Consider the following 250-nt stretch of genomic DNA (forward strand, 5'->3'; position numbering starts at 1 on the left):
GTTCCTCGTGCTGGTGACGCCGCTCGGCGTGGAGATCGGCGGCAACCGCAACTGGATCCGGATCGGCGGGTTCGTGGGGCAGCCGTCCGAGGCGATCAAGATCGCGCTCGTCATCTGGCTCGGCGTGGTGCTGTCGCGCAAGCAGGACCTCCTCGACGACTGGCGGCACGTCGCCCTCCCCGTCCTCCCCATCGCGGGCGCGGCGATCGGCGTCGTCGTGCTCGGCGGCGACCTCGGCACGACCGTCGTC

At 71.6% G+C, this 250-nt stretch carries 1 protein-coding gene; it reads left to right on the top strand.

Going from position 1 to position 250, the window contains the following annotated elements:
* The coding region (locus AC1RPV_RS08100; RefSeq protein ID WP_481764252.1) for an FtsW/RodA/SpoVE family cell cycle protein at positions 1-250 on the top strand (250 nt) is incomplete at both ends.

The sequence above is a fragment of the Dellaglioa sp. CoH-55-MRSF-9 genome (assembly GCF_056782155.1).